The sequence below is a fragment of the Porphyromonas pogonae genome (genome assembly GCF_036320655.1).
GTDB lineage: Bacteria > Bacteroidota > Bacteroidia > Bacteroidales > Porphyromonadaceae > Porphyromonas > Porphyromonas pogonae.
The window spans coordinates 1,516,672-1,539,538 of the sequence record NZ_CP143258.1; the positions used below are offsets into that span (position 1 = coordinate 1,516,672).

Below are 22,867 nucleotides of genomic sequence, written 5' to 3' on the forward strand. Positions count from 1 at the left end.
CATAAAAGGAAATCCCTTTTATGCCTCTTTTTTTGTGTGTATTTTCAGCTTATGTCACCATCATAGCCTAATAGAGACTGTTGCAAAAGTCAACAGTCTTGTGGATTTTGGAGGCAAAGCCGACAAAAGACACTTTGACCGGGCAGAGAGGGTAAAGTGCAAGGCGCTAAGAGTGAGAGCACAGGGAGTTTGCTTCAGGTAAATGGCCAAGCGCGAATCTAGCAAGCAACGAAGCAATTTGCCTGCTATGCAACGGTCTCTAATACGTGATTTCGTCAGTGCAGGCTCTGTGTTTATTATTAATAAGCCGATCGTATATATCATATATGCCTACATTATGTGTGACTTCTTAGTTGTGATATTGAGTTTATACAGTCATAATCTAAACATCAAAGAGCTTTTGAGGCGGGATAAATCCACGCATATCCAAAGCACAAAGTAACGAAACATCGTATTTGCACGGCTCAATCAATATTGTCAAAACAAGCACATTGCATATTCTATTTTGGAGACCAACGAGCATGTCATCTGCGCATTGTATAGAACTCTATGATGATAATTTTGCTTATGTGATACCGCATGTCGACATGTCCTCCCGAAACTGTCGACATATTCGCCTGGAACTGTCGACATATTTGCCCGAAACTGTCGACATATTCGCCCGAAACTGTCGACATATTTGCCCGAAACTGTCGACATATTCGCCCGAAACTGTCGACATATTCGTCCTGAGGTCCGTACCCCTATGCCGAAAACACCAATTCTATACCGCATTCGAGCTGATAATTATTATCATAAAAGATATATGGGCCATGACATTGAGTCACATGTCTATTCATTTATTTTCGTGATATTAAGAACGATGCTGAGTTATTACATGACTCTATGTCAGGCCAATTTGTACTTCTCTTATTTTATCTCACTGACACAAATCCTATTAACTGAATATCTCAATGGTTTATAGGTGGGGTATGAATAGGAATTCGTATTTTTGGTAGCATAACGTTCTAATCAAGAATTCTTATGAAAAAAATCGCACTGATTACCGGTGCCACCTCAGGTATCGGTAAAGCTATTGCCCAAAAGATGGCAGCAGAAAACAAGTATGACCTTATCCTCACCGGACGAAGGGCTGAGCGCCTCAAAGAGCTAAAAAGAGACTTGGAGAAAAACGGCACCAAAGTCAAAACCCTTTCATTCGATATATGCAACCAGAAAGATGTATTCAAGGCTATACAGTCGCTACCCGAAGACTGGTGCAGTATAGATATCTTGGTCAATAATGCCGGGTTGGCCTCAGGACTTGACCCTATAGATCTGGGCAATATAGAAGACTGGGAAAAGATGATAGATACCAACATCAAGGGACTGCTGTATGTGACACGCTCCATAGTCCCATTGATGAAAAAGAAGGGGAGGGGACATATCATTAATATTGGCTCCATAGCCGGTAAAGAGGTTTATGCCAATGGCAATGTTTACTGTGCCACCAAGCATGCTGTGGATGCTCTTACCAAAGCTATGCGCATTGATCTGTTATCTTCCGGGATCAAGGTGTCTCAGGTGTGTCCGGGTGCAGTGGAAACTGAGTTTTCTGTAGTGAGATTCCATCAGGATGCAGATAGAGCTGCTACCGTGTACAAAGGCTACGAACCCCTCAAAGGTGATGATATTGCCACATGTGTGCTTTTTATCCTATCTCTACCGCAGCATGTCAATATCAACGATATGGTGGTAATGCCTACAGCTCAAGCCAACAGCTCTAATTTCTATAAGAAATTATAAGAGACTGTTGTGTCTAAATATTGTGACGATGGGATGACTATTCCTTGTTCTCTTTGAGTGAGTCTCTGTCTTTACCTTGTGAGCGGGCTTGTTTGCCAGCCTGCTTATGTAGAGCTCTAAGGTTTTTTCTTAGCCCATCAAGTCCTGCTCTTTTGATGGCCATACCACTAAAATGATGCATGTATGAGGACTCATCCATGTCATGGATCGTATGGTAATCAATTTCCCAAAAATGTGGTTTAGGAGTAAAATCATCCTCATCCGTGGGGCGTGCAAAACGATTCCATGGGCAACATTGTTGGCAAGCATCGCAGCCATAGATCCTGTTTTCGAGATGTGATGCCAGTTCTTCCGGTATCTCATCTTTGTTCTCAATGGTAAGATAGCTAATGCATCTGCGGGCATCAATGATCGTGGGGTTTACTATGGCTTGTGTGGGGCAACTATCCATGCATCGTGTGCAGGAGCCACATTTGCTAGCCATGGGATTATCGGGAAAAAGCTCCATATTGATCAGCAATTCTCCCAGAAAAAAGTAACTGCCGTGATTGGGGATGATGATAAGTCCGTTTTTGCCTATCCAGCCTATACCGCTTTGCTGTGCCCAGTAACGCTCCATGATGGGAGCAGAATCGGCAAATGACCGCCCTTGGACATCCGGATCAATATATTCGCGGATGAATTGTAGCAACTTGTCCAACTTTTTCTTGACCACTTTGTGATAGTCTCTTCCGTAGGCATAGTAGGCAAATTGGGGTTTGTCGGGATCCTGCTTGACTTTGGGGTAATAATTTTGTGCCACCACAATGACAGAGCGAGTGTCCGGAACCAACAGACCCGGATTTTGGCGCAACTCTACATTGCGTTCGAGATAAGACATAGAGCCATGATGACCGGAGGCTATCCAATTATTGTACTGCTGCATGATATCCTGTGGAAGTGATGCTACCGAAGCTATACCGCACGCTCTGAATCCAAGCTTGAGCGCATGATCCTTAATAAGGAGAGTTTGGTCTTGCAGGGAAAGTGGATGCTTTTTATTCACTTAGATAAACCCATGCCGTGCTGTGCTGTGGCTGGTTTTTGGTCAATTGATTGAGATACGTATAGGCTTCTTTGGCTGTATCGAAAGAGTCGGCAAATATGCGATTGATGGATTTGCTTTGGAGCATACCCGCATGAGGGAGTATAGCTGCATCTACGTGAGCCTGATAATAGCTCGTCGCTTTTTTTACATCTTTGATCGTAGCTATGACTACATAATATCGCTTACTGTTTGTGGGCGAAGTGATGATGCGAATGTTATTATCATGACTACTTGAGGAAAAACGCTGATCCTGAGGAGATATCTCTACACTTTTGTTTGTTGCGGGTTCTGATTGCTTGAATACTTCTTTCCAATTATTACTCCATAGCTTATTGGCCGTGATTTCAGTAGGAACAAAACTCGCAGTGTAGTTGCGATTGGTTTCTTTGACAGATCCGAAAGGCAAAATGCACAGGCAAAGCAATATTACGGCAGCCGCTATGTGTATGACTTTCTTAGGTATATATACGTAGCCCTCTTTGTGCATAGATATCTGAGGTATACCTGTTGATGGTATAAGCTCGGTGGGTGTGGATTCCGCATGTATAGCTTCTTTCTGGTTATGAGAAGTCTCTGATTGCATAGCAGCTCTCTCTTCTATACGAATAGGTAAGGATACGGGAATAAGACCATATGCACACCCCGCAAAGCGATCTTCTTTGACTGTATTGGAAAAGGATAATTTACCGCCTTCACTCAATGATAGTTTGCCTATCCCTCCCAAATCAACTATGCGCTCCGAAATCAATTCTTGGCGGAGTATCTTGATGTCTTCTTCGAGCATTACTCTGGCTCGCCTGAGAGATACGGCATAAACACGTGCATAGCTCTCCTCTAACAATCCGTCACGATGATTGAGAAATTCGTTGAAATGTATTTGTTCTTTAGGGGGATATGCTAAGTGCTCTTCGCGATTAAAGTATGCAGGTATGGTTTGCATCACGAAACCACCCAAGCCCGGTACTACTACGCATTGATGCAACAATATGTTTCGTTTGATGTGCGATACTATACGTGAGTTCATACTTTAAATGCTTGTTTATACTTTGGGATTATATTGCTCTTTCTTTTCTATTATACAAATATAGTGATTTTCTTATTGATGAGGTCGTGTTCGAAGGGCAAAATATTGTTTGTTACCTCACTTAATCCTATGTCACGGATGTTTTTGATCTAGCGAGATTGTTGATCGGTAGGAGTTTGAGTATCGGGCAAAATAGCTCCCATACCACCCGCTAATCCTCCAAGGAGAAGACTATATCCTATGGCTTTGAGCGTATTATTGCTCTTGATATAAACCATGGGCGAGCCCATCTTAAAGGCAGGGAAGTGCAAATTTTGAGTAAACATTTGCTGTATGTTTGGGATTTTATAACCCGAGTGGAATAGGGCTGATACATAAAATTCATCATCAAAAATAATCTTTTGATTGAGTGAAGGTATCGAGGCGGTTATATAACTACGAAATTTGATTTTAGAGTCGCCTTCGCGTGGGGAATATATAGGCAAGCTTTCGAGGTTGTCATTGAGAAATACCTTTCTTTTTTCATATAATTTTTTATCAATCTTGTCTATGGGTATTTTTGCAATCTGCTTAGGATAGTAGGTCTTGGAACTCATAGGAGGGAGGAATGTTGCCAAAAGTTCGTTTTTGACAACCCCATTCATGTTACTATTAGATAGTGAACTGCTATGGCTCGATGTTTCCCACGAAGAGCCTGTAATGCGTATGGGCGAATTGGTGTTGGCATAGGTGTGCATAACCCCGTTCAGAATCATTCCTGACTCTTCCCAATTAATGAGAATGGGATGTGAAGTTCTGTTCTCTATAGTTATTTCTACGGGGTAATATTCTGAAAGGAAGTTATAAGTGATGTATATACTGTCTTTTGTGACTTGCATATAATTATTTTCAACTTTGACTTTCTCTCTTGATACCGGGGCAACCTGAGCATAGTAATAAGTATTACAAGAACTGAATAGCAACAGTAGGAACATGCTGTAGAAGTTTGTTGTAAAAATCTTTTTCATGAGTGGATGTCAATTGTAGGTGTAAAATAATATCCCAAATATATTAAAAGTATTTGGGATATTATTTTTTAGACATCAGCTATTTACATAGGCATATTGCTGGGGTATGATTTTCTGCATTTAGTGAGTTCATTATAGAAATATTGATACTGGGCTGTAGTCTTGTTTTTGCATGCTTGTTCCGCATTATATATCAATTTTCGGATCTTTCCACACTCGCTTGTATTACTGAATTTATAATACTTACCATTGTTATAAAACATCATCACATATTTACAGAGTGCTATCTCGCCCAATAAGACATGGCGATCAATATATCTGTCGCTCTTTTTTCCGGGTTCAAGATTTATGCTCTTGTCATACATAAGCTCATTACGAGTTACCTTTTTCTCAACTTTATAATTCTTACCGTCATAATCAATAGATGAAATCATGAATTCATTATCGGAACTTTCGATGAAAAATATCTTATTTTCGCCAAATTCCACCTTTTTGTATAATGAATGGGTGTAATATGATTGTTTGCATTGATGTAGTTGCTGAGGACCTTTGCCGTCAAGGGCATCTCTGTTGATAGACATCTTATTAAGATCAAGATAATACCAGTATCCTTTTTTGAAATGTGCGTTCGAGTTGTACGTGTTATTTCTGAAGAAATAATTGGATCCTTCGAACTTTCTGTTGTTTACCGTGAGAGTATCTCCCTCGTGACTGATTCTGTCATGATTGTCCATACTATAGAACTTGCTGTCGGATGTGAGCATAAATCGAGCTCTGTTTTGAGCTCTGTCTTTCGATTCATTGTCGTCCCAAGTAACATCGCAGTTGTACCATGAGTTATCGAGTTTCACCCTATTCCACATATGTCTTGCACTGGTACAACAAATCACTTGGATGTCCAACGGGTTGAGGAGTCTAAATAGGGCACGGCTATATCCTTCGCATACAGCCTTGCCGGTAACCAGGGAGCCGTATGCATCATGGGCCTGGGAGTTCTCCTGATAAAAGGTTTTTTCTCCTACATAATTGTGGATGGAATAAAAGACGTCTATAGGTTTCATCCCGTTTTCGATTGTCGATTTGTAAGCTGTTTCTACGGCTTGTATATAGTTGCGTACATAGGATGATTTATCAATATCGCTGTTTCTGTAAGAAAATTCAAACTGATTAAGCAGATCTGTTTGAGGGTTGTACTGAATTCTTATCCACGAAGAATGCAGATGGAACAGGTATGGATGGCTTTCTACAAATTTATAGAAGAGGGATTGGTAGTCTTCTCCTGAGCCTGTTTTGTGTGCCCTGATATTGAATTTCTCAACATTTACAGTTCTCTTCCAACCGAGAGCAGCTTCTTCCATGACATGAAAAAGAGAGTCCATCATGTTCTTTGCCTTATAATCAGGAGTGTCAGATAAGGTTGGGGTAGTCGATCCGGGTATCGGTTTGGTATCCTCGGTTTTTGTTTTTTCAGCATTGTCAGGCTGTATTTCCGGAGTTTCTTTGGAGCATGAGAACAATAACGAACATGCACAGAGGGTAGAAAAGATAAGACTTTTTCTCTTAGATAAAGATTTCATTTTTTTATCAATTATTATGAATATAATTTAAGTTTAAGTAAATTTGATTTTGCGATTGCAAAAGTAATTTTTCTATTTGTATTGTCCCTGCAAAATGAGTGTTAAATATGAGCTTGTAGATTACAAAAAAGACATTAATGTACGTGAATTTATGCAGGGATGTGTAGATGTGGTTAGAATACAGGCATTTTGCTATAATTGCCCTCATTATGGTAAGATTTGGTCTTGTCCGCCCTTTGATTTTGACATAATGTCTGTATGGAATAGATATTTTATGTTGAGATTGTGGGGACGAAAGATTATTTTTGATAAACATGTTACACAACAACATTTAAGTCCTGATGCTCTCCATAGCATAATAACCAAAACCTTGTCGAAGGAGAAAGTCAGAATGAATAACGAGCTTATGGCTAGTGAGCGCCTATGTGTGGGTTCGCTAGCGCTAAACCCAGGTCGGTGTGAAACTTGTGAGTATTGTGCTAAAGCTTTAGGCAAAGATTGTATTTATCCCACGACACTGCGTTACTCCATTGAAGCATTAGGCGGAGATGTGTGTATTGCAATGGAAAGATATTTCAATCAAAAGATTCAGTGGAGCACCGCTGATAAACTCCCGGAATATTTATTTTTGGTAGGAGCCCTGCTAAAAGAATAAATAATAATGAACTTACGTTATATTGTAGTCGTTGTATAGATAACCATGCCTCATTACAACCTTACCCCAGCATCAATTTAAGAATAATGGCATGGTTTTTGAATTTTGTTCATATTATGACTTATAATTATACTGACACCTTTAGAAATTCTTTGGAAAATAGCTATAGGCTTGCAGAGAGTTTTAGATTGCCTATTGTGACACCGGATATCCTTGTTCTGGGTATTATTGAAAGCGGTGGTAACTCAGGCACGGACTTCTTGTACAATCTTGGCTTTGATCCTGCTGAAATATCAGAAAGGATCAAAAATGAGGTTATAGGTATCAATAATAATGGTCACCAAATTGTGGTACCGGTGTTTGATTCCGAATCAAGACATTGTATTGTAAGAGCTGCACGTATATGTCAGGAGAGGGGCGATGATGCCATCAGTCCTTTACATCTTATGTGGGCTGTATTGCAGACACAGAATAACAACTATTTGAAAGAGTTTTTTATGAACAAGAATATAGATATAGAAAAACTGATGAATATGGATGTTGCTTTTGAAGACTCATCTTTACAGACTCAGGATTATAACCCGCTGAATGGTTATAAGGATAATGATTTTGACGACAACGACAATATGCAGGATGATGAGCAAGACAAACCCGCTTCAGGTGTGGGGAAATCTTCAGCATCGTCTGCTACGTCCGTGACTCACGAACCCGGCAGTAGTACTCCTGCTCTTGATAGTTTTGGTAATGACATTACTGCTTTGGCTGAAAAAGGCAAACTTGACCCGGTGGTTGGAAGAACTCGTGAAATCGAGCGAGTGATACAGATCCTTAGTAGAAGAAAGAAAAACAATCCTGTGCTGATAGGAGAACCCGGTGTGGGTAAAAGTGCGATTGTTGAGGGATTGGCTCAAAGGATAGTGCAAAGAAAAGTAAGCCGAGTATTATTTGACAAGCGTATTGTTAGTTTGGACTTAGGATTGCTTGTGGCCGGTACCAAATACAGAGGCCAGTTTGAAGAAAGACTTAAGGCAATAATAGACGAACTGAAGAAGAATACTAATATAATTCTTTTTATTGATGAGTTGCACACCATAGTGGGAGCCGGATCTGCTGCCGGATCTATGGATACTGCCAATATGCTTAAGCCTGCCCTGGCTCGTGGTGAATTGCAATGTATAGGAGCCACGACTATAGACGAATATAGAAAGAACATAGAGAAGGATGGTGCCCTTGAGAGAAGATTCCAAAAGGTACAGGTAGAACCGTCGACCAAAGACGAAACTCTTGAGATATTGAGAAATATCAAGTCACACTATGAAAATTATCATTTTGTAAACTACACAGATGAAGCGATAAAGGCCGCAGTAGATTTGACTGATAGATATGTCAATGGGCGTTTCTTCCCTGATAAAGCTATTGATGCATTGGATGAAAGTGGTGCAAGTGTACATATCTCAAAAATAGGGGTGCCCGTGGAAATTGAAAATATGGAGACCGAACTTTCTTCATTGCAAGAAAATAAATTAAATGCAGTGAAAGCTCAGAACTACGAGCTAGCCGCATCGTTCCGTGACAAGGAAAGATCTTTGGAGACAGCTATAGCCGAAGCTAAAATAAACTGGCAAAAGGAGATGGTAAACCATAGAGAGACCGTATCAGAACAAGATGTTGCTAAAGTCGTGGCTCTGATGACAGGTGTGCCTGTGGAGCGAATTGCTCAGGAGGAGAATATTCGTCTAAAAGACATGGCGCTCAATCTTAAAAAATCAGTAGTGGGACAAGATGAGGCTGTAGATAAACTCACCAAAGCTATCCAACGAAGTCGCTTAGGTCTGAGAGATGAGAAAAGACCTATAGGTACATTTTTGTTCTTAGGCCCTACGGGAGTTGGAAAAACTCACTTGGCTAAAGAATTGAGCAGATACCTTTTTGACTCCGACGATGCTTTGATCAGAGTAGATATGAGTGAGTATATGGAGAAGTTTGCTGTATCACGTTTAGTAGGGGCTCCTCCCGGATACGTTGGCTATGAAGAAGGAGGACAGCTTACCGAACAAGTGAGACGCCATCCTTACTCCGTAGTCTTACTAGATGAGATCGAAAAAGCGCATGCTGATGTCTATAATCTTTTACTACAGGTTTTGGATGAAGGTTATCTGACGGATAGTGAAGGGCGCAAGATTGACTTTAGAAATACTGTTATTATTATAACTTCTAATGTCGGAACACGTCAAGTCAAAGACTTTGGCCGAGGCATCGGTTACAGTGTTTCTTCAGAAATCAATAAGGAGTATTCAGATTCTTTGATAAAGAAGGCACTTAACAAAACATTTAGTCCTGAATTCTTAAATAGATTGGATGAAATAGTTCTGTTCGATTCTTTGGACAAAGCATCAATACGCTCTATTATTGATATAGAACTTAAGTCAATATCCGACCGAATACGTAAAGCCGGATACGAAATAGAACTGACTGATGAGGCCAAAGACCTTATTGCTTCTCAAGGATATGATGTGCAGTATGGAGCTCGGCCTCTTAAGCGAGCTTTACAAAAAGAAGTAGAGGATAAACTCACGGATATGATATTATCAGGTGAAATAGCAAAAGGCGAAAAATTGATCCTTTCAGTTGAGGATGGAAGGATAGTAAGAGTGAAATAAGGCGATTCTACTCGCTTTTTGTATTATATTTGTAACTATAGTTATTGCTGGCTATAGAAAATATGAGTGAAGATAAAGTCATCATATCTGCAAAATCTATGACAGACGAGCAGCTTCTGAAAATGTTGGAAGATACCCGGACACGTTCAGAAGCTTTCTCTGTTGTGGTTAAATTATATAGTAAACGCATTTATTGGCAAATGCGCCGTATGGTTTATGATCATCAGGATGCTGCCGACCTTGTACAAAATACTTTTCTAAAAGCATGGGAGGCTATTGATGGATTTAGAGGAGATGCCAAGATATCTACATGGCTATACCGCATAGCCTTATATGAGGCTCTAAATTTTATCAAAAAATATAAGCGCGAAAATGATATGCGTGTAAATATAACTGATGATAATCTCTATCTATTGGATAAGTTGAATGCTGATCCTTATTTTGATGGCGATGAAGCGGAAAAGTCTTTTCAAAAAGCTATTCTCAAACTGCCTGAAAAGCAGCGTTTGGTATTCCAATTACGTTATTATGATGAGATGCCTTATGACCAGATGTCGGCAATAACCGGTACTTCTCAAGGAGCGCTTAAAGCTAGCTATCATCATGCGATAAAGAAATTGGAGCAATATTTAAAAACAGAGGATTAAACTTTTCTGCTAATATTTATCTATCACATTAAGAGTAAGATTATTTGTTATGATAGACTTTGATAACATACAGACTAAAACGGACAGTTCCAGCCATTATAGTGTGCCCGAAGGATTCTTTGAAGAGCTTGATAATAGGATTATGTCGTCTATAAAGCAGTGCGACATGTATTCGGACATCGTCAAAAGTTCTCCTAAGGTTTCGTTCAGGACTAAGGTGAAACCCTTACTGTATATGGCGGCTTCTTTTCTTATACTTATTGGCGGTATTCAAATATTTAGGCATTATACGCAAAATCATAATAATATTTTGGAGTATCAATCCAAGAATATTGCCACCCTCGATAAGACCAAAATCGGTGCTAGCGAAGATGAAGCGTATTTGGAATATTTTATGGATGATTGTTTGGAAAAGGTGGATGAGAGCTTTTATAAAACCGAATTTTAAAATAGTGCATTTATGAAGTCATGTCGAATAATTCCTTTTGTCTTAATCTTTTGTACAATATGCTCTATGCAATTTACAGTTTTGGCCGAAGGGACAAACAAACATAATCATTGTCTTGAGATGCAACGGGTGAGAGAAAAGATACGTGCTCAAAAAGAAGCTTTTCTTACTAAAGAATTAAATCTTACACCTACGGAGTCGAAAGCATTGATGCCGATATTAAAAGAATTAGATAACAAGAGGTTTGATTTGTGGAAGTCTATGTTGCACTCCGGTAAATCAAATTTCGATTCATTGTCTACCAAAGATAAAGAAGCTCTTTTTGACCAGTCTCTCAATAATAAGGTCAAGGAGGCTTTATTGGAAAAAGAATATTATACAAAATGTAAAGCTATACTACCCATTGATAAACTACTTAAACTGAGGAGAGCCAATAGGAAGTTTGCCAAGCAGTATGTTAGGGAATCTTCTATATAGTTTCTTTTTTTATGTTATCTTTGGTAAACTTTTACATTTAAAAATTGATAAATATGACTATTTCACCCAATAAATATGTTGCGTGTACATACGATTTGTATGTTGGCTCTGAGTCTGAAAGAGAGTTGATGGAGCAGGCTACCTCAGAAAAGCCATTGGAATATATCCATGGCATGGGTATGATGCTACCGGCTTTTGAAAAAAATCTTTTTGGATTATCTGCCGGTGATAAGTTCGATTTCGAGCTGTCTGTAGAAGATGCTTACGGTAACCGCGTGGAAGATGCTGTAGTAGAATTGCCCAAGGACATGTTCATGAATGAGAAGAATGAATTTGACTCTTCTGTTGTTTTTGAAGGTAATATTGTGCCTATGAGAGACTCTGAGGGTAACGTGCTTCAGGGAAATGTTATGGAGGTTCGCGAAGATGTAGTGGTGATGGATTTCAATCATCCTCTTGCAGGCGAAACTTTGCATTTTATCGGAGAAGTAAAAAATGTTCATGAAGCAACTGCGGAAGAAATTGAAGGTTTCTTTGGTTCACATGGTGGCGGCTGTGGCTGTGGCTGTGGAGATGAAGACTCTTCCGATGAAGGCTGTGGCGGAGGCTGCGGTGGTGGATGTTGCCATTAATAAATTAAGATAAACTCTTTTACACGGACTGTTTAACTCTTTCAGGGTTTCACAGTCCGTATTGATTATGTAATATTGGTATTCTTATACTCATGAATTCATTTGGTAATCTTTTTAAATTCACCTCATTTGGAGAGTCACACGGCGAAGCTATCGGTGGTGTTATAGATGGATGTCCATCCGGTCTTAAGATTGATATGGATCGTCTAAGGGAGGCTATGAAGAGACGTCGCCCTGGACAATCTTCTCTATCTACTCAGAGAGATGAGCCGGATGAAGTTCATTTTCTCTCGGGGATTTCCAATGACATTACTACCGGTACACCCATTGCTTTTATCATCAAAAATAAAAACGTCAGAAGTAGTGATTATTCTGATCTTAAAACGGCTTTCAGGCCCTCTCATGGTGATTATACATATTGGAAAAAGTACGGACACGTTATCTTCGAGGGAGGGGGGCGTGCTTCAGCTAGAGAGACTGGCATCCGCTGTGTAGTGGGCGAGTTTGCCAAGTTGATTTTAGCACCACTCAATATTTCTATTATAGCTTATACTCAGTCTGTGGGTCCTATTTCCACGTCAGAGATTAAAGATGAGCTTTTAACACTTGAGAATATTGACAGCAATCCTGTTCGATGTCCTGATCCCGCAATAGCTTCCTTAATGTATGATTATATCACGAAATTAAAGACCCAAGGAGATAGTACGGGGGGAACGGTTAAATGTATCATTAAGAATGTCCCGGCAGGCTTGGGAGAGCCTGTCTATGATAAACTCCAAAGCCAAATGGCTTTTGCTATGATGAGTATCAATGCCGTTAAGGCCTTTGAATATGGTGGAGGATTCGATATGTGTGCAAGAAAAGGATCGGAAGTCAATGACTCCATGTATATGCATGACAATGATGTCTGCTTCGGATCCAATTATTCAGGGGGTATACAGGCTGGTATAAGTAATGGTGCGGATATCGTATTTAGAGTTGGTTTTAAGCCCACAGCATCCATATCTAAATCTCAACAAACTATAGACAAGATGCAACATAATGCCCAAATAACCATTACCGGCAGGCATGATCCTTGTGTAGTTCCTCGTGCCATCCCTATTGTGGAAGCAATGGCTGCAATAGTATTGGCTGATTTTTACCTCATGAATAAGTCTAAAATATAATAATATGGGCGTCGTTTTGCGACAAAGCATCAAAGGAACGATAATTACTTATACCGGTGCTTTTATAGGATTTATTACTACATTTTTTATCCTCACGTCTTACCTTACAACAGAAGAGATAGGGCTCACTCGTGTCCTGCTTGAAGTTGCTACATTACTATCCGGTTTTTCTATGATGGGTATGACCTCATCAATATTTCGATTCTTTCCTTATTTCAAAGATTCGCCTGATAATCCTCATTGCCCTGAACACGGACCCCATCATGGTTTTTTCTATTATCTCATCAAAGTTGCCTTGGGCGGAGCACTTATTGTTATACCCTTGTACCTAATCTTACAGGCGCCGATCTCCTCCTTTTTTAGCAGAAATAGTGCCTTGTTCAATACTTATTACTACCAAGTTATTCCTTTGTCTCTGTGTTTGTTATTTTGGCTCACGTTTGAGTTATATGCCGTACAATTGATGCGTATAGCTATACCCAAGTTTATTAGGGAGATATTATTGAGATTATTACTCATTGTAGTGTATCTATTATATGCCTTTCACCACATTAGTTTGTCTGTATTTATATATTTATTTGTCGCATCTTACGGGTTATGTATGATTTTTGCATTAATTTATTTGAGGAGCATAACACCTCTTTCATTTAAACATGAGTCAACTTACATCACTCAAGAAATAAAACATAGTTTTTTCAAATATACCGGATTATACGTCGTAGCATCATTCGGATCTACACTTGCCAGCCGTATGGATCTTTTTATGGTTAGTTCTATTGATTCGGGTGGACTCAATTCGGCCGGTATTTTTTCCATAGCATTCTTTATTGTTGCTATTATTGAGATACCTTCCCGCTCTATCCTTAGTATTTCCACTCCCGGCATGGCTGACGCGATGAAGAATAATGATATTGATAGAGTAAATAACCTATACAAACAGATTACCTTATATCAGTTTTTTACGGGAGCCATTATTTTCCTTCTCATTTGGTTTAATATCGATACCATTTTCGCTATCATACCTAATGGTCATATTTACTCTCAAGGTAAGTGGGTAGTCTTCTTCTTGGGATTGGCAAAGTTGGTAGAACTGACGTTCAATTATGGAAATCCCATTGTCAGTTGTTCCAAATATTATCATTGGAATCTGTATTATACCTTTTTGGTTACTACATTATCCATTGTGTCAAATCTTATTTTTATACCTCAACTTGGAATAGTGGGTGCAGCTGTTGCTACTCTCATAACTATGTCTATCAGTTATGGAGTACAACAAATCCTTATCAGTTGGCGCATCAAAGCCAATCCCTTTTCTTTGAATTATTTCAAGATAATATTACTGCTGAGTGTGGTTGTAGGAATCAATTTTTGCATTCCATTTTTATTTAATAAATGGTTAGATTTATTTTTTCGCTCAATTATTGTTATATTCATCGTCACGATCCTGGCATATTATCTGAGAGTTGTGCCTGAATTCTTTCAAAAAATAAAAACCAAAAGGGGTTTTTAATTTTTTTCTTTTGTTGATTCTATGTACTAATGAAAAAGAAATTACTCATTGTTCATCGAGCTTTGGCTCCATATCGAATAGAGCTCTTCAACGAACTCTATGAAGCTTTTGACACGCGTATTTATTTTGAGTATCCATCACCACTGGAGCAGCAATTTAGAAAAGATGCGATTGATGAGCGCGTAAAATTTAAGTCAGAAGTACTAAATGCGCCCAAGTCACAGCTAAAGAATTGGCGACCGCAGGTCATTTCTATTATTAAAGATTTCAAACCCGATATCATCCTTGCCAGTGAATTCAATCTTATCACTCCTCTGCTCTATTATGCAAAAGCATTATACTCACACCACTCAACGATCTATGTGATGTGCGATGATAATGAGCAAAGCGCTTTGTGTGAAGTGAAATACGGAAGAGGATTGAAGAAGAGGTTTTTAGGCATTGTAAATGGCGTTATTCTATGTGACCGAAGAGCAGAGAAAGTTTATAGTCAATCTTTTGCTAGAGGTAGCAGATTTTATACATACCCCATTATCCAAGATGATTCTTTTTTTAGAGGAAAGCTCTGTGATGCGCTTCCATTGGCAAATGATCTGAGGAGTAAGTGCAGACCTGAGGAAAAGGTGATATTATTTGTGGGTAGATTAGTTCCTGAAAAAAACGTTCATGGATTGCTACAGACTTTCAGCAAGATCTTAGATAAACAGTCTGATGTCCGATTAGTGATAGTGGGAGATGGTCCTGAAAAATCCGATCTGATAGATATGACAAAACAGTTGGGCATACAGCCTCAAGTGTCTTTCGAAGGTAAACACGAAGGTCTTCCCTTGTATGCCTATTATGCCATGGCCGATTTATTTATTCTACCGAGTTTGAAAGAGCCTTTCGGTGCTGTTGTAAACGAAGCCTTACTCTCCGGTTTACCGGTGATTTGTAGCAAAGTGGCAGGAGCCGCTTCGCTTATAGATGATAGCAATGGAAAAACATTTAATCCTTATCTACCGGGAGATATGGAGAATACTCTTAACGAAGCATTGTCTTCTATATTATTATATAAAAATGTAACTTTGAAGCCATCATTGATGACTCTATTATTTAAAGAAGAGATACAGAAGCTTATTTCATTTATTGGACGATGAAAGTTCTTTTTTTAAATACCTATGAAAGCGGTGGAGGTGCAGCTATTGCAACAACTCGTCTTATGGAGGCATTGCGCAAAATAGGCGTTGATGCTCGTTTGCTGGTATTATATTCTGATAATATCCCTAAGGCTTATGTAGACGAACTGACTTCGTCTCGTGTAATGGGGCTTATTGCCAAAGCACGTTTTATATCGGAGAGAGGACTTATTTATTATGCCAACGGTAGAGATCGCTCTCGTATGTTCAAAGTCTCTACGGCAAGCATGGGATTCAACATTCTGCATCATCCATGGGTCATAAATGCTGATGTAATTCACATCAACTGGATAAACCAAGGCTTCCTCTCGCTCAATGGAATAAAAGCATTATTAGAGCTCAAAAAGCTTGTTTTTTGGACTATGCACGATATGTGGCCTGCGACAGGTATTTGCCATTTGCCTTATTATTTGTCTCCCAAAGGTGACATAAAATCTTGTAGCAGATATACTGAGGAGTGTGGTTATTGTCCTTTTCTAAAAAGCTCAAAGCCTAGGGATCTTTCGTATACAGGTCTTATGCGTAAAAGATTTTTGGGCAATGGTGATATCCAATTTATTGCTGTAAGCAATTGGCTCAAAGAGCAAGTCAGAATAAGTGCAAATCTCAAGCGTTGTAACATAGAGGTTGTGCATAACCCTATAGACACAAAAGCTTTCCGTCCTATTCCCGCATCAGAGGAAACTGACTGGCTTACTCCTGAAAGCATACCTATAGTAATGTCTGCGGCGAGGTTGGATGATCCTATCAAAGGGCCTTCCCTTTGTGTAAAGACGATCAACCGACTGTGTCATATTGAGCCGAGCCTTATCAATTATGGGAGACTTGTCTTAATTGGAAATATCAAAGACAAAAGAGTTTTTAGTGATATCAAAATGCCTGTATATTGTTTAGGTCATGTAGATGATGAGGTTTCTTTGGCTTCTATCTATTCTGTGGCTCGAGTTACTATCAGTACCTCATTGTGCGAAACTTTTGGGCAGACTCTTACTGAATCCTTGGCCTGCGGTTGCCCTGTTGTTGCTTTTGATTTCGGAGGACAGACTGATATTATAAAACCCGGAATCAATGGTTATCTCACTCCGGCATATGATACCCGAGCTATGGCCATAAATATCCTCAAAGCCATAGAGCTATCTGACAATCCCCAGGGCAGAAGTCAGTGTAAGGAAAGTGTACAGAAATTCAATGCTACTGCAATTGCCGAGAAAATGAAACAACTTTATTTATCAAAACTAAACAAAGGTTCCGACTTATAAATTAATGAAACCTATATTTTCAATTATTACAGTTTCTTATAACGCTGAGCACACCATAGCTCGTACAGTGCAAAGTGTGTACAATCAAACCGATGACAATATTGAGTATATCCTTATAGACGGAGGCTCTACAGATCACACAGTCGATATTGCCCGTAAGATTTATCCGGAAATTAAGGTTTTAAGTGAGAAGGATTCAGGTATATATGATGCTATGAACAAGGGGCTGCATATGGCTCAAGGCGAATATGTGTGGTTTCTCAATGCTGGTGATCAGATTTATGACAACGATATTATCTCAGCATTGAGTGATTGCTGCGTGAACGCTCTCCCCGATATTATTTATGGAGATACCATGCTTGTTGATGATAATAATAAAGAGTTAGGTTTGCGTAGGTTGAGACCTCCTCACAAACTTAAGTGGACGAGTTTCAAAGACGGTATGCTTGTGTGTCATCAGGCTTTTATTGTAAGAAGGTCTGTAGCCATGGATTACAACCTGAAGTATAAGCTCTCTTCCGATGTCGACTGGTGCATTCGTTGCATGAAAAAAGCTAACTCTATTTATAATAGTAACTTTATTCTTGTAAAGTACTTGCATGAAGGGCTTACTACTGCTAATAGGAAAAAATCTCTTATAGAACGCTTTTGCATCATGACAAAGCACTATGGAGTAGTGAGTACACTATATCATCACCTTAAATTTGTGTTTGTGAAAAGGCGTTGATTAATAAAAAAAATTATTTTATTCGTTTTTTTTATCAATCAGATTTTTATTTATATATTCACAATCAATTGCTGTTTATTTTCTGTTTTACATGTCGCAACAAGGTTAATTATATTTTAGAAACCTGTTGTATTATTATCAAAATCTTTTTTATTTATGAATGAAATATCTTATTCACAATCTAATCCACCAAGCTATTTGGGTCGATGTCTTAAGTGAGGCATCGGCGGACCTATAAATCCTAGAAATTACACACTAATTTTTATTTTAAATACTTGAAAAATTATATGAAAAATTCTATCTTAAAACTATGTGCCTCAGCACTTTTTGTTTCTACACTATTTGTATCTTGTAATAAAGAATCTGTCCAGCCTGTAACAACCTCTTATCTTTCTGTGGAAGATGCCACTCGCGGGCTAAAATTGATTGATATGGACGGTATGACACCTATTCATGTCGAACCCATTGATCAATATAGCGTTAAAGTTGAGTTCCTCCAGAGTGCACGTCCTTATTCTTTAGATTTAAGACTTCAAAATAGTCAGGATCTCCTTGGGAAAATCAAAAAAGCAATTGCAGAAAATAGTCCTTTGTCTATCGCCGTACCGGAAAATTCCACATCAATTGTAAAAGTCAATCCTCCGTCAGTTACAGCACTATTGGATTACCAAGAATCATTGAAATATGATCCTAAAGCATCTGTTAGGGCGATGACTGTAGTTTCCAGTGAGGCCGAATTGATGAAACTATTTAACTATCTAAAAAATCAACCTATTCCATTCAAGTATATTGCTGATGGATGTTATGCAAGAGCTCATAAGATGAGACAATTGATGCTTCAAAAAGGTATCGAATGTAAAAAGCAGTTTGTATACGGTAGCCTGAGAGCATTCAATGGATATTGCTGTACTAGCTGGGTGTACCATGTAGCTCCTCTGGTAAAAGTAAAAACATCTAATGGTAGAGTTGTAGAGAAGATTATTGATCCTTCTATGTTCCAAGAGCCTGTAGCTCCCGAAACATGGAGAAATGCTTGTATCAATTCTCAAAATTGTAAAGGCCCTGTAAACATTACTGAGTACGTAAATACTGATGGTGCTGTTTATTATTACAATAATTACAGCAAGACAAGTGTTTATGACAATGATTACAGGAAAACGAATGATGTAATTCGTGACTATACTGGTTTGGAGGGTTGTGGTAATAACTCTTACTACTATTAATCTGTTTTCTGTGTAAGTGGAAAATTTATTCATTAATAGTTTGATATTAATAAAGGCCTTCACTCGCTGTTGCGGTGGAGGCTTTTTCTGTGTGACGGTTGGTTTTTGTTTAGACAAAGAATTTGCAGTTGATTTATAGGTGTTAGAGGAAGTAGATATGAAGGATGCGATAGCCTTAAAAAATATAAGGCGTAGGATATATACAGAGTAAAATAAGGAATTAACTACTATAAAGTAATGAACTATTGGGCTTGCAAATAAAATAATATCTTACCATGTATTAGCCGAGAAAGAAACATTTTATTCTTTTTGGGGCTGTAAAAGGGTTCAACTTAATAGCTGCGTTATGTGTTAAAATGATTATGAAATAGTCTTGTTTGTTTAATTTTGATGTAAAATAATCTTTAGTAGTGTTATTTTGATTTTGATGTTTGTTGTGTTAAATGGTTATAAATCTATTTGAAAAACAGATATAGAACATTTGTTGATTTTGTAGTTAGGTATGATTATTTTCTTAGTTAGGCTTCATTATTTTTCTAACTAGCACTTCCCAATTTTGCAGTTAGAAAAATATAAATGCTTAGTTAGAAAAAAAGTGAGATCTAGTTATAAAAATATCTCTTTTATGAGAAGGGAATAAAAAAGCGTAAAATGCCGAATATAGGCATTTTACGCTTTTCTGTCAATTATTATATATTTCGTTTATGTTTTGACAATTTGATATCTTATACTTTTAATTCTATTTTGACAAAATGATAATGTATTGTATCCTTTTGTTCTTAAAGTGTGTTGTGTAATTTGAAGTATAGTTTGCATGATTAGAATAAATTTATGTAATTTTCAGTCCCTAAAGATACAACATTATACCCCCTCTTGTCAAGAGGGAGGGTTCATTTGTATCGATTATATTTTTTTATCAAAACACATTATCCACCATACCTGATATAAGGTATTGGATCAGTTGTGTGAAGTCATTAGATTTGCAAACAATGTTTTTATTATGCAGATAGACTCAGAATATTTATCAAAACTTATAACACGAATATCAATTATATTTTTATTCTACTGTTTTATTTATCCATCTTCAGTTACCGGTCAAAATGTAAGTAGTTCTCTTTCCGGGTCGATTGCGGTGAAAAAAGGCAAGAAGCTGGAGCCATTGCCCGGTGCGTCTATCGTGTTGCTTTCTTTGCCCGACTCTTCTCATGTAAAAGGTGTTGTAAGCAACAAATTGGGATACTTTGTTTTTTCCAATGTCCCTATGGGCAAAAACTACTGTATCAAGATCTCCCATACGAGTTATGTGTCTATTTTTAAGAATGTCACAGTACTTACCCCTCGCCGCTACCTAGTAGGTACTATAGAGATGCAAGAAAAGTCCATAGAGCTCTCTGAAGTGGTTGTTACACCGGAACAATCTACCATAACACAAAAGGGAGATACCGTGCTTATCAACACGCTTGATTATAAAATAAGAAGGGGAGCATATGCGGGAGATCTTGTGAAACGTATTTCAGGATTATACTACGACTCTAAAAATGGCAGCCTTACGTACAATGGTTTGGATATTGAAGAGGTGAATGTCAACGGCGAAGTTTTTTTTGGAGGCAATATCAAGCAAGCTTTAGACAACCTACCTGCAGATATGATAAGTCGTATCAAAGTTTATAACAAAAGGAGTAAGGCAGATATTGCCGGAGGCATTGATAGGGGACTGGAGCATTATGTAATAGATCTTCAGACCAAAAAGAAGTTTGAAGGTTCTATTATATCATCAGGTAAAGTCGGTATAGGCTCTAATCATAAGAAGAGTGCTGATCTTATCAGTAATTACTTTGATTCGGGAGGTGAAAACTTCTCTATCTCCGCTTCTATGGACAATCTCAATCAGAATACAACATATGATAAAAATCGCACTGATTTGGGTGCATTGAGTGTGTCCCATAAATTCTCCCCAAAGATATCTCTCAATGGAAATTTACAATACAAACGTGAACGTGAAGGACGTAACTCTTCTGCATATACACAGAATATTCTAAGCAATAACACACAATATACCAACAGTGCGGACGAATCCATCAATACTAATAAGAATTTGAGTGGAAATGTAGATTTGTCATATATTTTAAATCCCAGAACGCAAATTAATTTTAATGTTCTTTTCTATAACAACAAATTACACTCCCATGCTTCAAGCCATGCTGCCACATTCAATGCTCCTCCTTTACTTTCTCTTCAAGATCCCTTTAGAGATATTGATAAGGTAGACAAAAGCATTAGAGTCAATGATATCAATGCTCGTACATCAAACCGTAACAAGACTGACAACTATAATGTGAATTTCAGTATAAACAGAAAACTTAGTGACAAGGGGGTAATTCTTACTTTGGGTGCAAGTATGGATTATTCTCATAATGAAAGTCAAAATGATGCCGATACACGCACTATCTTTTACGGATTTCAAAAGTTGTTGGGGCACAAAGATTCTTTACTAGTTCAGCATCGGTCCGTATTATCGCCACGTCGTATCAATTCATGGATAGCAAATGCTACATTGGTGGTTCCCTGGAGTGACAAGATGCAGTTGCAAACTTTTTACTCCTACACCGATAGACAAGAACATGAAGAGGGAGATACATTTGACTTAATCAATGGAAACAGTATAAAAATCGATAGTCTCAACAATGCAAGTAGAAGTAGCCTTGCAACTAATCAGATAGGAGTGAGATTTATTTTTAATAATCATAAATGGAATATCAATGCTTCACTTTCCGCCGATCCTCAAAAACGTAGGCTAAAACGTAGAGTCGGTTATCATGAGGTGGATACTGCTTTGAGATATTGCAACTTTACCCCTGTTTTGCGCTTGTCATGGATACCAACTAAAGAAAACAGATTGAGCTTGACGTACTCAGGATATAGTAATAATCCCATGCTGGGATTGCTTGTCCCCATTACAGATAATACCAATCCACTTTTCGTCAGAAAGGGCAATCCTGCCTTGCAGAGAAGTTTTAATCATAATCTTAGAATGGAGTTTCAGGATACCAAGAAATCTTTGTTTGTAAACCTGAATTATAGACTTGAAAAGAATAGTATAGTGCAATCAGTTTATCTTGATACAGAGACAGGAACTCGTATAACTATGCCTGTAAATCTAGATGGTAATTGGTGGTTGGGCGGAGATATTCGTTGGCAGAAGCGCTGGCAAAAGTTTATTCTATCTTTATACTCTACGGGTAGCATAGCTGATAGAGTAGGGCTTATTGCGAATGAATCTTTAGGATCAACTAAGAATAAAAGTCGAATAGCAAATATCCGTTCTCAATTTCGCCTATCGTACCAACCATTGTGGGGTAGTATAGAAATTATGGGCGCGACAGACTATACAAAATCTATAAATAATGCTCCCTATAGACGATCTTTTACTACAGTTCTATATGATTTGGGTGTAGATGCTTTTGCTGATTTGCCTTTTAATCTTCAACTGAGAACTGATATGGCATATCAGATTAGAAAGGGAAGTTTCTTACAAGGTAATACTGATAACTTATTGTGGAATTTGGGGCTTTCATGGAACTTCCTCAAAGCAAACAATGCAGAGTTAGCAGTCTATTGGGCAGATGTACTGGGGAGGAATCGGAATTTTATTCGTCAGTCAAGCTCTGATGGTATATATGAGTCTTATGTGCAAACAATTGCAGGTTATGTAATGATTTCTTTTAAGATTAATATTAACAGATTTAAATAATTTTCAAAACAGCTATATTGGACGATATTGTATTTATATCGACGTTGCTTATTC

Annotated in this window: 19 protein-coding genes; 15 read left to right on the forward strand and 4 right to left on the reverse strand. The window is 38.2% G+C overall.

The window, feature by feature from the left end:
* Positions 1 to 202 precede the first annotated feature (202 nt).
* Together VYJ22_RS05840 and VYJ22_RS05845 are read left to right on the forward strand one after the other, a co-directional pair.
* Positions 203 to 442: a hypothetical protein gene (locus VYJ22_RS05840; RefSeq protein ID WP_329902967.1), complete on the forward strand. Its 240-nt coding sequence runs from the start codon at positions 203 to 205 to the stop codon at positions 440 to 442.
* Positions 443 to 1,023: 581 nt separating this feature from the next.
* The gene (locus VYJ22_RS05845; RefSeq protein WP_329902968.1) at positions 1,024 to 1,785 is read left to right on the forward strand and encodes an SDR family NAD(P)-dependent oxidoreductase; all 762 of its coding nucleotides are present in this window, start codon (positions 1,024 to 1,026) and stop codon (positions 1,783 to 1,785) included.
* A 37-nt stretch (positions 1,786 to 1,822) separates the two neighbouring features.
* Here VYJ22_RS05845 and queG read toward each other — a convergent pair whose 3' ends face one another.
* The 4 genes from queG to VYJ22_RS05865 all read right to left on the reverse strand — a co-directional run bounded on the left by queG (position 1,823) and on the right by VYJ22_RS05865 (position 6,480).
* A complete protein-coding gene (gene queG, locus VYJ22_RS05850) occupies positions 1,823 to 2,830 on the reverse strand; it encodes a tRNA epoxyqueuosine(34) reductase QueG (protein ID WP_329902969.1) in 1,008 nt (335 codons plus the stop codon).
* Positions 2,823 to 3,896 (reverse strand): HU domain-containing protein, encoded by a 1,074-nt coding sequence (locus VYJ22_RS05855; RefSeq protein ID WP_329902970.1) that lies wholly within the window; start codon positions 3,894 to 3,896, stop codon positions 2,823 to 2,825. Before VYJ22_RS05855 ends, queG begins: the two co-directional genes overlap by 8 nt.
* Positions 3,897 to 4,045: 149 nt before the next feature.
* Positions 4,046 to 4,903: a hypothetical protein gene (locus VYJ22_RS05860; RefSeq protein ID WP_329902972.1), complete on the reverse strand. Its 858-nt coding sequence runs from the start codon at positions 4,901 to 4,903 to the stop codon at positions 4,046 to 4,048.
* Between the two features lie 83 nt (positions 4,904 to 4,986).
* Positions 4,987 to 6,480, reverse strand: a complete 1,494-nt coding sequence (locus VYJ22_RS05865) for a transglutaminase domain-containing protein (protein WP_329902973.1) — start codon at positions 6,478 to 6,480, stop codon at positions 4,987 to 4,989.
* Between the two features lie 94 nt (positions 6,481 to 6,574).
* Here VYJ22_RS05865 and VYJ22_RS05870 point away from each other — a divergent pair, with 94 nt between their 5' ends.
* The 13 genes from VYJ22_RS05870 (at position 6,575) to VYJ22_RS05930 (ending at position 22,813) form a co-directional block, all read left to right on the forward strand.
* On the forward strand, positions 6,575 to 7,135 hold the full coding sequence (locus VYJ22_RS05870; protein ID WP_329902975.1) for a DUF2284 domain-containing protein: 561 nt from the start codon (positions 6,575 to 6,577) through the stop codon (positions 7,133 to 7,135).
* A 116-nt stretch (positions 7,136 to 7,251) separates the two neighbouring features.
* Positions 7,252 to 9,795 carry an ATP-dependent Clp protease ATP-binding subunit gene (locus tag VYJ22_RS05875; RefSeq protein ID WP_329905582.1) on the forward strand — a complete coding sequence of 848 codons (2,544 nt, stop codon included), beginning with the start codon at positions 7,252 to 7,254 and terminating at the stop codon, positions 9,793 to 9,795.
* Between the two features lie 62 nt (positions 9,796 to 9,857).
* Positions 9,858 to 10,442 carry an RNA polymerase sigma factor gene (locus tag VYJ22_RS05880; protein WP_329902976.1) on the forward strand — a complete coding sequence of 195 codons (585 nt, stop codon included), beginning with the start codon at positions 9,858 to 9,860 and terminating at the stop codon, positions 10,440 to 10,442.
* A 49-nt stretch (positions 10,443 to 10,491) separates the two neighbouring features.
* Entirely contained in the window at positions 10,492 to 10,890 is a 399-nt protein-coding gene (locus VYJ22_RS05885) for a hypothetical protein (RefSeq protein WP_329902977.1), read from the forward strand.
* Between the two features lie 66 nt (positions 10,891 to 10,956).
* Positions 10,957 to 11,367, forward strand: coding sequence for a hypothetical protein (locus VYJ22_RS05890; protein WP_329902978.1), 411 nt, complete (start codon positions 10,957 to 10,959; stop codon positions 11,365 to 11,367).
* A 53-nt stretch (positions 11,368 to 11,420) separates the two neighbouring features.
* Positions 11,421 to 11,999, forward strand: a complete 579-nt coding sequence (locus tag VYJ22_RS05895) for an FKBP-type peptidyl-prolyl cis-trans isomerase (RefSeq protein WP_329902980.1) — start codon at positions 11,421 to 11,423, stop codon at positions 11,997 to 11,999.
* A 92-nt stretch (positions 12,000 to 12,091) separates the two neighbouring features.
* On the forward strand, positions 12,092 to 13,165 hold the full coding sequence (gene aroC, locus VYJ22_RS05900) for a chorismate synthase (RefSeq protein WP_329902982.1): 1,074 nt from the start codon (positions 12,092 to 12,094) through the stop codon (positions 13,163 to 13,165).
* A gap of 4 nt (positions 13,166 to 13,169) precedes the next feature.
* The gene (locus tag VYJ22_RS05905; protein ID WP_329902983.1) at positions 13,170 to 14,675 is read left to right on the forward strand and encodes an oligosaccharide flippase family protein; all 1,506 of its coding nucleotides are present in this window, start codon (positions 13,170 to 13,172) and stop codon (positions 14,673 to 14,675) included.
* Positions 14,676 to 14,704: 29 nt separating this feature from the next.
* Complete coding sequence (locus VYJ22_RS05910) at positions 14,705 to 15,814, forward strand: glycosyltransferase family 4 protein (protein ID WP_329902984.1); 1,110 nt, start codon at positions 14,705 to 14,707, stop codon at positions 15,812 to 15,814.
* On the forward strand, positions 15,811 to 17,112 hold the full coding sequence (locus VYJ22_RS05915) for a glycosyltransferase (protein ID WP_329902985.1): 1,302 nt from the start codon (positions 15,811 to 15,813) through the stop codon (positions 17,110 to 17,112). The genes VYJ22_RS05910 and VYJ22_RS05915 overlap by 4 nt, the downstream gene beginning before the upstream one ends.
* A gap of 4 nt (positions 17,113 to 17,116) precedes the next feature.
* Complete coding sequence (locus VYJ22_RS05920; RefSeq protein WP_329902986.1) at positions 17,117 to 17,839, forward strand: glycosyltransferase family 2 protein; 723 nt, start codon at positions 17,117 to 17,119, stop codon at positions 17,837 to 17,839.
* Between the two features lie 287 nt (positions 17,840 to 18,126).
* The gene (locus VYJ22_RS05925) at positions 18,127 to 19,062 is read left to right on the forward strand and encodes a protein-glutamine glutaminase family protein (protein WP_329902987.1); all 936 of its coding nucleotides are present in this window, start codon (positions 18,127 to 18,129) and stop codon (positions 19,060 to 19,062) included.
* Between the two features lie 1,132 nt (positions 19,063 to 20,194).
* Positions 20,195 to 22,813, forward strand: a complete 2,619-nt coding sequence (locus VYJ22_RS05930) for an outer membrane beta-barrel protein (RefSeq protein ID WP_329902988.1) — start codon at positions 20,195 to 20,197, stop codon at positions 22,811 to 22,813.
* Positions 22,814 to 22,867 lie beyond the last annotated feature (54 nt).